The sequence below is a fragment of the Pseudomonas sp. CC120222-01a genome (genome assembly GCF_003097235.1).
Lineage (GTDB): Bacteria > Pseudomonadota > Gammaproteobacteria > Pseudomonadales > Pseudomonadaceae > Aquipseudomonas.
Genome location: NZ_QEQQ01000016.1, coordinates 1 through 12,396, shown reverse-complemented (window position 1 = coordinate 12,396; position 12,396 = coordinate 1). Strand labels below are relative to the sequence as shown.

The following is a 12,396-nucleotide window of genomic DNA, read 5'->3' as shown; positions in this document are numbered from 1 at the left end:
CTGACGGGAGGGATCAGAAACGCTCTTCGACCACTTTGAAGGGATAAGGCACGGCCTTGTATTTGCCGATCTTGCCGCGCTTGGGCAGCTTCACCACCTCATCGCGGGTGATGTCCTTGTAGGGGATGCGCGTCAGCATGTGGCTGATGATGTTCAACCGGGCACGCCGCTTGTCGTTGGAGTGCGCCATGAACCACGGCGCCCAGGACGAATCGGAGGCGGCGAACATATCGTCACGGGCCCGGGTGTAGTCATCCCAGCGGGTGTACGACTTGAGGTCCATGGGTGACAGCTTCCACAACTTGCGCCCGTCGCTGATGCGGTCCTGCAGGCGGCGGGTCTGCTCTTCTGCGCTGACTTCGAGCCAGTACTTGATGAGGATGATCCCCGACTCGACCATCATCTTTTCGAACAGCGGCACCACGGAGAGGAACTTGGCGCTCTGCTCTTCGCTGCAGAACCCCATCACCCGTTCGACGCCGGCGCGGTTGTACCAGCTGCGGTCGAAGATCACGACCTCGCCGGCGGCAGGCAGATGGCGCAGGTAGCGTTGCACGTACATCTGGGTCTTTTCCCGCTCGGTGGGTGCCGGCAGCGCCACCACGCGGAACACCCGCGGGCTCACCCGCTCGGTGATGGCCTTGATGGTGCCACCCTTGCCGGCACCATCACGGCCCTCGAAAACGACACATACCTTGAGGCCCTTGGCCACCACCCATTCCTGAAGTTTCACCAGCTCCACGTGCAGTTTCTTGAGCGCCTGCTCATAGGCTTTGCCGCCCAGTTTCTCTGCCTGCGCTTTCGCATCTTTCTTCTTGGACGGCTTGGCCATGGCGCTCTCCCGAGGGCGAATGAAGAGTCAGTATGGTCGATCCATGACAATTTGCCGTTTCGCTTGTTAAGGCAAATTGCCGCGCCCAAGCAGCCCTTATTTCGCCAGCTTGTTGTAGCTGGTCATCAGGTTGCGATAGTCCAGAGGCTTGTATTGGAAGGCCATGACGGAATGCCTTGCTCTGACGGGTTGGGGCTATCAGCGTAGGCAAGGATGTGGGGGCAAGGGGCCGTCAGTCGGTTTGCCTCAGTACTCGCGACGCTTGCTGAACGCCCAGCGCCCCGCCAGGAAAGTAAAGGTCGCCACCAGTGCCACCAGCAGCCAGAAGCCGTTCGGGTCGTCCGAGAGCGGCACGCCGCCGACGTTCATGCCGAAGAAGCCGGCGATGATGTTGATCGGCAGCGCCAGCACGGTGACCACGGTCAGGGTGAACAGGGTGCGGTTGGTCTGTTCGTTGAGCTTGGCGGCGATTTCTTCCTGCAGCAGCTTGATCCGCTCGCCCAGGGCGGTCAGGTCGCTGATCACCAGGGTGAATTCTTCGGTGGCCGCGCGCAGCTGGCGCATGTCCTGTTCCTGCAGCCATTCGGGCGGGCGGTTGAGCAGGCGCAGCAAGGCGCCGGGTTCGAGCGCCAGCAGGCGCTGCAGGCGCACCAGTACCCGGCGCATGCTGCTCAGCTCGGCGCGGTTGTCGCTCAGGCGCTGGGACAGCAGCTGGTCTTCGATGCGGTCGACGCTGGTGGTGGTCTCACGCACGATCTGGGTCAGCAGATCGCCCTGATCGCGCAGCAGGTGGACCAGCAGTTCGATCGGTGAATGGAAACGCTCACCCTGCTTGACTGACGAGCGCAGCTTGTCCACCGAATGCAACGGCTGCAGCCTGGCACTCACCAGCAGCTGGCTGCTGGCGCAGGCCCACAGGGTAGAGACGTCCGACGACACCAGGCCGAAGTTGAACACCACGTCGTTGACCACAGCCAGCAGGGTCGAGTCGACATGCTCGATGCGCGTCGAGCGCGAGCCTTCGCGCAAGGTTTCGAAGAACGCCTGCGGCAACGGCAGGTGCGAACGTAGCCAGCGCTCGCAGGCGGCGTGGGCGAGGTTCAGGTGCAGCCAGAGGAATTCGTCCGGGTCTAGCGGTTCACTGAGCTTGCGCAGCGTCTGGGCCGAGTCAAGCTCGCGGCCAGACTCGCCGGGGCGAAAGGAAAACGCGTAGAGCAGGCCGAACAGGTCGTGTTCCTGCTGGGGATATAGCGCGTGATGGCCCATTCGAACTCGCAATGAGGCAGTGGAGCGGAGACTGTGAGGGTGCGCGCTGCAGATTGCAGTTCGATGACGGGAATGCTTGCCCGCGCCGGGTACTTGATGCCGGCTTCGTATTGCTTGGCCTCAATCGGTCCAGTTCATTTCTGGACGCGCCGATACTGCTGCGTCGGGCTACGGGGAGAATCGGGGTCTGTCATTTCAATAAGGCCTGAAGCCAAAGCGGGCTTGAGATACGACTTGCTGAAAGTGGGCCGGTGCGAAAGCCCCAGACGCTGCATCAACTCGCTGGCTTTCAACGCCTTGCCTGGCGGCAGGATGCTCAACAGGCTGGTTACTTGATCGGTTACTTGATCGGTTACTTGATCGGTCGAGTTCGCCTCAACCAGGGCTTGGAGTAACGCCTCCAGCATGAATTCGACAAAGGGCGTTGCTTCAGCGGCATGATCGGCAGCAGCAAGCGCTCCGTAATATGCCTCCTGCTGTTCACAGATAACCGTTTCTACTGGCAGGTAAGCCAGCACACCTCGCCATTGGCTGAGCATGAGGGTCTGCCACAAGCGCCCCATCCGCCCATTACCATCCGCGAAGGGATGAATGAATTCGAACTCATAGTGAAATACACAGCTGACGATCAGCGGGTGCCATTCACTACGTGAGAGCCAGCGCAACAAGTCTTGAACCAGCAACGGCACTCGATTGGCCGGGGGTGCCATATGAAGCAAGCGAGAACCACGATAGATGCCAACTCCACCTTGTCGAAAGTGACCTGCATCATCGATCAGGCCATGCATCAACAATGCATGTGCAGCAAGCAGATCAGACTGACGACCAGGTTGCCAGGACGGCATCGCGTCATAGGTGGCGAAGGCATTGCGCACTTCCTGGATTTCGCGCGGCAATCCTAATACACGCTTACCCTCCAACAGTGCCGTCACCTGCTCGACGCTTAACGTGTTGTTCTCAATGGCTAGCGATGCCTGAATGGTCTTGATGCGGTTTCCCCGGCGCAGCTGTGGTGTGAGCGCATCGTCCCGATAAGCCGTCAACTGCCCGACGTGCTCACTGATCTCGGCGACCAATGCCAGCATGCGCGGCGTTACCGTCAATGGCGGCTCATAGTTACTCATTTGTTTTGTTCCCTGGACAAGGTCGAACGCCAACATAGCAGCCAACCTTATCCACTGCAGGGGCACCGGTAAAGGTAGCCGGGAGATTGGTTCACAAATTCCTGAACTAATTATTTCCCCCCAGCGATTTTTCCCCTCGCCCGCCCCCACCAGAATCGCTTCACCACAATCACAATAACCGTGAGGCCACTCCCGTGGACCAGACACTCCAGGTACGGCAAGCTGCCGCCGACCTCGTCGACGCCTTTGCCAGCAACGACACCGCCCGCTATTTCGCCTGCTTCAGCGAAGACGCCACCTTCCTCTTCCACACCTTGCCGCAACCGCTGCTGCCGCGCCGTGCCTATGAAGACCTCTGGGCCCAATGGCAGGCCGAGGGTTTTGCCGTGCTTGGCTGCGAATCGAGCAACGTGCAGGTGAGCCTGCAGGGCGACGTGGCGATCTTCATGCACGACGTGGCTACGCACATTCGCATTGCCGGTGAGGAGCACCAACTGGCCGAGCGCGAGACCATCGTCTTCCGCCGCCACGGCGAACAATGGCTGGCGTGCCACGAGCACCTGTCGGTCGTCACCGCAGCCTGATCCGAATTTACGCGGCCTTGCCGCACTGCCATCGCCCCCACAAGAGAGCCCGCGCACCGCGACGGGCCTACAACAACCGCGCTGGAGCATCACCATGAGCCACTCGACCGGTATCGAGACCAATGGCGTCGAACAGATCCCCGACGATCAACGCGACGCCTCCCCGCTGGACCTGTTCCGCCTGATCTTCGGCGGTGCCAACACCTTCGCCACTGCCGTGCTGGGCAGCTTCCCGGTGCTGTTCGGGCTGTCGTTCCAGGCCGGGGTCTGGGCGATCCTGCTCGGTGTCGGCGTGGGCGCGCTGATCCTGGCGCCGATGGGCCTGTTCGGGGCACTCAACGGCACCAACAACGCCGTATCGTCGGGCGCGCACTTCGGCGTGCACGGGCGCATCGTCGGTTCGTTCCTGTCGCTGCTCACCGCCGTGGCATTCTTCTCGCTGTCGGTGTGGAGCTCGGGTGACGCCTTGGTCGGCGGCGCCAAGCGCCTGGCCGGGCTGCCGGAAACCGACCTGACCCTGGGCCTGGCCTACGGCCTGTTCGCGGTGCTGGTGCTGGTGGTGTGCATCTTCGGCTTCCGCTTCATGCTGTGGGTCAACAAGATCGCCGTGTGGGCGTCGAGCCTGCTGTTCCTGCTGGGTATCTTCGCCTTTGCCGAGCCGTTCGAAGCCGGCTTTGCCGGTAGCGTCAACCTCAGCCAGCCGGGCTTCTGGGCAGCCTTCGTCGGCGCGGCGATCCTGGCCATGAGCAACCCGGTGTCGTTCGGCGCCTTCCTCGGTGACTGGTCGCGCTACATCCCGCGGCAAACGCCGAAGTCGCGCATCATGCTGGCGGTGATCGCCGCCCAGGTTGCCACGCTGATCCCGTTCCTGTTCGGCCTGTGCACTGCCACCCTGGTGGCCACCCAGGCGCCGGACTACATCGCCGCCAACAACTACGTCGGCGGCCTGCTGGCCGTAGCGCCGAGCTGGTTCTTCCTGCCGGTATGCCTGATTGCAGTGATCGGCGGCATGTCCACCGGCACCACCGCGCTGTATGGCACCGGCCTGGACATGTCCAGCGTGTTCCCGCGCCTGCTCAGCCGCGCTGGCGCCACTCTGTTGATCGGTGTGCTGGCGATCGGTTTCATCTTCATCGGCCGCTTCACCTTCAACCTGGTGCAGAGCGTGTCGACCTTCGCCGTGCTGATCATCACCTGCACCAGCCCATGGATGGTGATCATGATCCTCGGCCTGATCACCCGCCGCGGCTTCTACCACGCTGACGACCTGCAGGTGTTCACCCGCGGCCAGCGTGGCGGCCACTACTGGTTCCTGCATGGCTGGAACTGGCGCGGCATGGGCGCGTGGATCCCCAGCGCGATGGTCGGCCTGTGCTTCGTCAACCTGCCAGGGCAGTTCGTCGGCCCGCTGGGTGACCTGGCCGGCGGCATCGACCTGAGCCTGCCGGTGACTCTGGGCCTGGCCGGCGTGCTGTACCTGCTGCTGCTCAACCTGTTCCCTGAACCTGCTGGCGTGTATGGCCCCAATGGCCCGCGCTGGGTGCGCTGCAAAAGCGCCCCGCGCACGCCAGTGACCACCGCCGAAATGGCCTGACTGGATACCGACCATGACCACTTCCCACTATATTGCCGGCCGCTGGGTCGAAGGCCAGGGCAGCGACTGCATCAGCGTCAGCGAGCCTGCGCTGGGCCTGCCCTTCGCCGAACTGATGGCCGCCAGCGTGGCCCAGGTCGACCAGGCCGTGGCCGCCGCCCGTGATGCCCTGCCGACCTGGAAAAAGGTCAGCGCCAGCACGCGCGCGGCCTTCCTTCGCGGCTTTGCCGAACAGCTCGGCCAGCGCCGTGCAGAACTGATCACTCTGCAAATGCGCAACAACGGCAAGCCGCGCCACGAGGCCGAGATCGACCTGGATGATGCGGTCGCCACCTTCGCCTACTACGCCGAGCTGGCCGAACAACTGCCCTCGAAGAACCGTGACGTACCGTTGGCTGCGGCGGGCTTCACCGCTCGCACGCGCCTGGAGCCGGTGGGCGTGGTCGGCCTGATCGTGCCGTGGAACTTCCCGCTGGTGACCAGCGCCTGGAAGCTCGCCCCGGCCCTGGCGGCCGGTTGCACCGTGGTGCTCAAGCCGTCGGAAGTGACCCCACTGATCGAGCAGACCTACGGCCAGATCGCCGACGCCCTGGGCCTGCCGGCCGGTGTGCTGAACATCGTCAACGGCAAGGCCGAAACAGGCGCCGCCCTGAGCAGCCACAACGGCCTCGACAAACTGTCGTTCACCGGCAGCAACAGCGTCGGCAGCCAGGTCATGCGCAGCGCTTCGGCGCAGTGCCGGCCGGTGACCCTGGAGCTGGGTGGCAAGTCGGCGATCGTGGTGTTCGACGACTGCGACCCGGACCAGGCGGTGGAATGGATCGTCGCCGGCATCACCTGGAACGCCGGGCAGATGTGTTCGGCCACTTCGCGCCTGCTGGTACAGGACGGCATTGCCGACGCGCTGCTGCCGCGCCTGCAGGCCGCATTGGAAAAGCTGCGGGTCGGCAACCCGCTGACCGAAGAGGTCGACATGGGGCCGCTGACCAGCCAGGCGCAGTGGCTGAAGGTTGCCAGCTACTTCGCGACAGCGCGTGAAGAGGGCCTGCAATGCCTGGCCGGCGGGCAGGCGCTGGACCGTGAAGGCTGGTTCGTGAGCCCGACGCTGTATGCCGATGTGCCGAAGGACAGTCGCCTGTGGACTGAAGAGATCTTTGGCCCGGTACTGTGCGCACGTCGCTTCGCCACGGAAGAACAGGCCATTGCCGAGGCCAACGACAGCCGCTTCGGGCTGGTCGCCACGGTCTGCTCCGCCGACCTTGAGCGCGCCGAGCGCGTGGCCGATGCGCTGGAGGTCGGGCATGTGTGGATCAACTCGGTGCAGGCGGTGTTTGTCGAGACCTCGTGGGGCGGCACCAAGGGCAGCGGGATTGGCCGGGAGCTTGGGCCCTGGGGGTTGTCGGGTTATCAGTCGGTGAAGCATGTGACCCGCTGCCTGGGCTGATACCACAGCATCAAGGCCGCACTGGGCCCTTGTAGGAGCGGCCTTGTGTCGCGAAAGGGCTGCGAAGCAGCCCCAGCAATTTGAGCATCTGCGCTGAACCCCTGGGGCTGCTTTGCAGCCCTTTCGCGACACAAGGACGCTCCTACAACCGATCGCATTCGCCGCACATCAGGTGTAAGACTTTTCCCAACGTGCAGATGAACAGAAACCTCCCCCGCGTGACTTTCCCCTCCCCCCGCAGAGTCCCACTCCCTGGTACCCCCACAATCACAACACCAGGCCGGACCACCATGCACCCTCAACGCACCGCCTTGCACAACGAGCTGCACGCCCGCCCGTCGCTGTACTTCGATGGCCCGGCACATGTCTTCCACCTGGCCGTCCTGGGCGGCGATGCTGCTTGCGCCGCACTGCTGCAACGCTGCTGCCCGGAAGCGATCGACGCCGAGGCCGCCCAGGGCATCACCCGCCTGGATGGCCACCCGTTCAAGTGGGAACGGCACACCGAGTTCTTCACCCTGACCCTGGTAGTGCCTTGCTCTGCCGCCGACACCGAATGGCAGGCGCTACCGCCAGTACTTGCCGAGGCCATCGCGCCCCAGGCGGCGCAGGTAATCAATGCCGTGCAGGTGCTGGTGCGTGACGAGCAGGACCTCGACCTGCCCCATTACGGGTTCAAGGACCCATGCGGCTCCTGCGTCGGCGGTGGCGATGCGGTGGTGTGGAGCGATTTTCGCCTAACCGAGGACGGCACCAACCGCTTCCTGTTCATCAACCGTCGCCTCAATGCTTACCGCCAGGGCCGTATGATCCGCCGCCTGCTGGAGATCGAGACCTACCGCATGATGGCCTCGCTGACCCTGGCCACGGCCAAGGCCCTGAGCCAGGAGCTGGATGCCTTCGACAAGACCCTGGTGCAACTGTCGGAGCGCAGCGCCGGCGGTGATGGCCACGACTCCAAGGCCCTGCTCGAAGCCATCGCCCATCTGTCGCGCCAGGTGGTCAGCCGCACGGTGAAGACCCGCCATCGCTTCGGTGCCACCCAGGCCTATGCGCAGCTGGTGTTCGAACGCCTGGGTGAGTTGCGCGAGAGCCATGTCGGTGATTGCCAGCGCCTGGGGGTGTTCATCGAGCGTCGCTTCAAGCCGACCGTGCGTTATTGCGCGGCCACTGAACAGCGCCTGGAGCAACTGGCGAAGAACGTTGCCAACCTGGGCGACCTGCTGCAGGCGCGGGTGCAGGTGGAAATGGAAGAGCAGAATGCTGGAATCTTGCACAGTCTCAATGCCCGTGCCGATGCTCAGGTGAAGATTCAGCGGGCGGTGGAGGGGCTGTCGATCATCGCCATCACCTATTACCTGCTGAACCTGTTCAAGCTGTTGTATGGCGGATTGAATGTGCTGGGGCTTGGGCTGACGGCGCGGGATGCGCTGCTGGGGATGGCGCCGCCGGTGCTGCTGTTATTGCTGGTGATTCTGATGCGAATCAGGCAGGCCAAGCAGCATTAGGGCCGGGGGCTGCCTTGCAGCCCATTCGCAGGCAAGCCAGCTCCCACAGCGATATCACAGAGCCCGAGTACGGCGCTGTACCTGTGGGAGCGGGCTTGCCCGCGAAGGCCTTTACGCCGATTCGTCGGCCGGACGCGAGCCTTCTTGTACCAGCACCATGCTCTGCGGCGACGACAGGGCAATGCCTTCATCGCGCAAGCGGCCAAGAATGGTGAACAGCAAGTCACTGCGGGTACCCGACACCTGCCGTGGCCCCGCCACATAGCCACTCACACCAATGACCATGCCCGCTGAAGTCAGGTCCTTGAAGGTCACCGAGCAGGCCGGTGCATCAAGAATCGCTTCATGCTCGTGATAGGCCGCCAGCAGCAGCTCGCGCACGTGGTTGGCATCCGTCTCCAGCGGCAAGGTCAGGGTAATGCCCACCACGCCCAAGGCATTGCCCATGGTCACGTTGCGCACGTTCTGCGAGATGAACTGCGAGTTGGGCACGATCACCGTGGAGCGGTCGGACATCTGGATTTCGGTGGCGCGTACGTTGATCCGGCGGATGTCCCCCTCGACCCCCGCAAGGCTCACCCAATCGCCCACCTTGACCGGGCGCTCGGTGAGCAGGATCAGGCCGGAGATGAAGTTCTGCACGATCTGCTGCAAGCCAAAACCGATACCGACCGACAGCGCACTGACCACCCAGGTCAGGCTGGTGAGGTTGATGCGCAGGGTCGACATCACCAGCATGGCCAGGAACAGGAAGCCGAGGTAACCGACCAGGGTCACCAGCGAGGCCCGCATGCCGGCGTCCATGTCGGTTTCCGGCAGCAGCCGCTCGCTCAGCCAGCGCTTGACCACACGGATGGCGAACAGGCCGCCGAAGAAGATCAGCACCGCAAGCAGGATGTCCTGCGGCACGATGTTGAGGTTGCCGAGCAGCTTGCCGCCGGTACCGTCCCAATCCCCCAGGCTCAGCAGCAGTTCGCCGGGGCTGGTGCCCGACGGCATCAGCGCCAGCAGAATCGCCAGGAACAGCAGCACCGTGCGGCTGATGCCGACCAGGATGGTACTGGCCTGGGCCTGGTGACGCGGCGCCAGGCCCAGGGTCGAGGCCAGTGCCAGGCCGCCTGGTTGGCGTGGCGATAGCAGGGCTTCGCACAGGTCGCTGAGGAAGGTGGTCAGCAGGTAGGCACACACCGCCACCACACTGATCCACAGCAGCTTGGCGGTGAGGAAGTAGGCCAGGGTCAGGTAGCCGGCGAGCAGCGCCAGCACGATCAGCCCGACCCACACCACGATCACGAACGGGACCAGCCCGACCCAACCAGTCGGTCGCTCCAGATCGTGCTTGCGCAGGGTGCGGCGATAACGCAGCAATGCCACCGAGAAGATCACCGCCACCACCAGCGCGGTCAGGCCGTTGGTGGCCACGGTCAACGCCAGGCTGGTGCCGATCACGCTGTTGATGCGCTCGATGGTCAGCATGACCATCAGCGCCAGGGCCAGCAGCTTGGGGAACCAGCCCAGCGCGCTGGCCACTTCGTCGTGAATTGGCGGCAGGCGCCAGGACGGGCGCTGCAGCATCAGCATGGCGCGGCCCAGGCCGGTGATGAAGGCGCTGAACACCACCAGGGTGAGGAAGTGATTGGTCAGGCTGGCGACATCGGAACCCAGCTCGGAGCTGCTTTCCAGGCCCCAGCGCAGCAAAGACACGGAGCCGGAGATGGTGCCCAGGGTGGCAAGGCTCACGCTCAAGGCCAAGGCGCTGCGGCGCAGGCGACCCTCCGGCAGGCGGTGCACCATTACACTGGCCAGCAGGCGCTCGAGCAGGCCGCGGACCACGGTCCAGACCAGGATGGCTGCCACCAGGCTGGTGATGAAGAACCAGCGATGTTCGGCACTGAGGGCGCTGGCGACAGCGTCTGTGGCCTCCTCGCGCAGATCACGCAGGCGCGATACGTCATCTGACGTAGGACGGATCAGGCTCTGCCAGAACGCCGGGCTCAGCGGCGTGGTCGCCCGGCTGAGGATCTGCGAGTTGAACTGGCTGCGGCGCAGGTTGACGATCTGCGTGGACAGGTCGCGGGCCGACTGGGTCAGCTTGACAGCCTGCTCCTGCTCGGCAACCGCTGCCTTCTTTTCGGCATCCAGCTGCTGGCGCTGGCGAGTCAGTACTTCGGCTTCTTCCGGTTGCACCGGGCCAAGCACCTTGAGCTTGTCGTCGAGCTTTTCCACATCGGCGGTGCGCAGCGTGCTGAGTGCTTCAGCCTGGCGCTGCACCTGCACGGCCGACAGGCGCAGCTGCGACAGCAGGTCGTCGTTGGCATTGCTGGTGACGCCCTGGCGGATCTGGTCGAGCCGATCGCTCAGTTGCTCGTAGCTGGCATTTTCGTCCAGCACCGGTAGTTCCGCAGCCGCCAGGCTGGATACCGGCGTGGCCGGTGCCGACCAGGCCGGAGTGCCCAGCGACAGCATCAGGGCCATGACAGCCAGGTAGAATCGGGCAAGGCAGACGCGCCTCATCGAATATTCCTCTTTACCCATCGATTTGGCGGGGGATTCTACGCGGCTTCCGCCAATCAGGAGAGTGCCGTTTCTCGCGCCAACAGCTGCCGCTTGCGCTCCACGCCCCAGCGATAGCCGCTGATATCGCCGTCGCGGCGCACCACCCGGTGGCAAGGGATGGCCACGGCAATGTGGTTGGCCGCGCAAGCCATGGCCACGGCACGCACGGCCTTGGGTGCCCCGATGCGCTCGGCGATGTCGGTATAGCTGACCCGGCTGCCCACCGGTACCTCGCGCAAGGCCTGCCAGACCCGCTCCTGGAAGGCAGTACCCTGGACATCCAGCGGCAGGTCCAGGCCCAGTGCCGGCGCTTCGATAAAGCCGACAACTTCGGCGACCAGGCGCTCATAGTCGGCATCGCCGCCGATCAGACGGGCTTTGGGGAACTGATCCTGCAGCTGTTCGAGCAACACCTCAGGCTCATCGCCCAGCAGAATCGCGCAGATCCCCCTGTCACTCTGGGCCACCAGAATCGCCCCCAGAAAACACTGGCCAATGGCGAAGTGGATGTTCGCCCCGGCGCCGCCTGACCGAAACTCGCGGGGGCGCATGCCCAGCCGCTGGTCGGCACTTTCGTAGAAGCGGCTGTTGGAGTTGTAGCCGGCGTCGTAAATAGCATCGGTCACCGAGCTTTGCCCGTCGCCCAGCCGCTCGCGCAGGCGTCGGGCCCGGAAGGCGCTGGCGTAGGCCTTGGGGGTGAGCCCGGTTTCAGCCTTGAACAGGCGGTGCAGGTGGAAGGGGCTGACGGCCAGTTGCGCGCCGAGCTGATCGAGGCTGGGCGGGGTGTCGCTGCTTTCCAGCAGACGGCAGGCGCGGGCGACCAGATCGGAGCGACGGTTGGCGTCTGCTTTGGCCATGCAGCGGCGGCAGGCACGATAGCCGGCAGCTTCGGCGCTGCTGGCATCGTTGAAGAACTCGACGTTTTCGCGCTTGGCCATGCGCGATTTGCAGCCGGGGTGACAGTACACACCGGTGGTGCGCACGGCGTAGACGAAGTGTCCAGCGGCGGACGGGTCGCGGGTCTGCACGGCTTGCCAGCGTTGGGTGTCAGTGGTGAAGGCATTCATCGGGGTCTACCTCGACTATCTCTTTCGTCTGTTCCGGCCTCTTCGCGGGTAAACCCGCTCCCACAGGTACTGCACTGGGCTCGGGCATGATGCGGTCCCTGTGGGAGATTCTATGGCCGAAGGCAATTTCTCAGTTGAACCGCCTTCGGCCTCTTTCAGCAATCTCCAGGCACAAGTCAGTGCGCCAGAGAATTTCTCTTCGGCGTTGGGTGCTATCCGTCAGTTTGGTTGGGCTGCGCAGCAGCCCCGGCCTCAGTTGGCCGGCTTAGCACCTCCGGTATATACCTCGGGCTTCCAGTCGGCCTGATGCCTCATCAGGCCGAAGGCCAGCCGAGCCAAGCGACGCGCAAGGATCACCAAGGCTTGGGTGGTTTTCTTCCCGCGTGCTTGATGATGGGCGTAAAACTGCGACCAAGTCTTG

Annotated in this window: 9 protein-coding genes and 1 pseudogene; 4 read left to right on the top strand and 6 right to left on the bottom strand. The window is 63.9% G+C overall.

The window, feature by feature from the left end; genetic code table 11:
- Window positions 1–13 precede the first annotated feature (13 nt).
- The 3 genes from ppk2 to N430_RS19470 form a co-directional block, all read right to left on the bottom strand.
- Window positions 14–832, bottom strand: a complete 819-nt coding sequence (gene ppk2 / locus N430_RS19480) for a polyphosphate kinase 2 (RefSeq protein WP_110638395.1) — start codon at window positions 830–832, stop codon at window positions 14–16.
- A gap of 246 nt (window positions 833–1,078) precedes the next feature.
- Window positions 1,079–2,098 carry a transporter gene (locus N430_RS19475; RefSeq protein ID WP_110638394.1) on the bottom strand — a complete coding sequence of 340 codons (1,020 nt, stop codon included), beginning with the start codon at window positions 2,096–2,098 and terminating at the stop codon, window positions 1,079–1,081.
- A 134-nt stretch (window positions 2,099–2,232) separates the two neighbouring features.
- On the bottom strand, window positions 2,233–3,222 hold the full coding sequence (locus N430_RS19470; protein WP_110638502.1) for a Fic family protein: 990 nt from the start codon (window positions 3,220–3,222) through the stop codon (window positions 2,233–2,235).
- Window positions 3,223–3,416: 194 nt separating this feature from the next.
- On the opposite strand from N430_RS19470, the gene N430_RS19465 reads away from it, so the two are divergent.
- The 4 genes from N430_RS19465 (at window position 3,417) to N430_RS19445 (ending at window position 8,352) form a co-directional block, all read left to right on the top strand.
- The gene (locus N430_RS19465) at window positions 3,417–3,806 is read left to right on the top strand and encodes a nuclear transport factor 2 family protein (protein WP_110638393.1); all 390 of its coding nucleotides are present in this window, start codon (window positions 3,417–3,419) and stop codon (window positions 3,804–3,806) included.
- A gap of 94 nt (window positions 3,807–3,900) precedes the next feature.
- Window positions 3,901–5,400, top strand: a complete 1,500-nt coding sequence (locus N430_RS19460; RefSeq protein WP_110638392.1) for a cytosine permease — start codon at window positions 3,901–3,903, stop codon at window positions 5,398–5,400.
- Between the two features lie 13 nt (window positions 5,401–5,413).
- Window positions 5,414–6,844 (top strand): aldehyde dehydrogenase family protein, encoded by a 1,431-nt coding sequence (locus N430_RS19455; protein ID WP_110638391.1) that lies wholly within the window; start codon window positions 5,414–5,416, stop codon window positions 6,842–6,844.
- A 290-nt stretch (window positions 6,845–7,134) separates the two neighbouring features.
- Window positions 7,135–8,352, top strand: coding sequence for a DUF3422 domain-containing protein (locus N430_RS19445; protein WP_110638389.1), 1,218 nt, complete (start codon window positions 7,135–7,137; stop codon window positions 8,350–8,352).
- Window positions 8,353–8,463: 111 nt separating this feature from the next.
- Here N430_RS19445 and N430_RS19435 read toward each other — a convergent pair whose 3' ends face one another.
- From N430_RS19435 to N430_RS19425, 3 genes and pseudogenes are all read right to left on the bottom strand, one after another.
- Complete coding sequence (locus tag N430_RS19435) at window positions 8,464–10,866, bottom strand: DUF3772 domain-containing protein (RefSeq protein ID WP_110638388.1); 2,403 nt, start codon at window positions 10,864–10,866, stop codon at window positions 8,464–8,466.
- Between the two features lie 56 nt (window positions 10,867–10,922).
- Entirely contained in the window at window positions 10,923–11,975 is a 1,053-nt protein-coding gene (ada, locus tag N430_RS19430) for a bifunctional DNA-binding transcriptional regulator/O6-methylguanine-DNA methyltransferase Ada (RefSeq protein WP_110638387.1), read from the bottom strand.
- Window positions 11,976–12,227: 252 nt separating this feature from the next.
- Window positions 12,228–12,396 (bottom strand): annotated as a pseudogene (locus N430_RS19425) (IS110 family transposase); the annotation flags it as partial.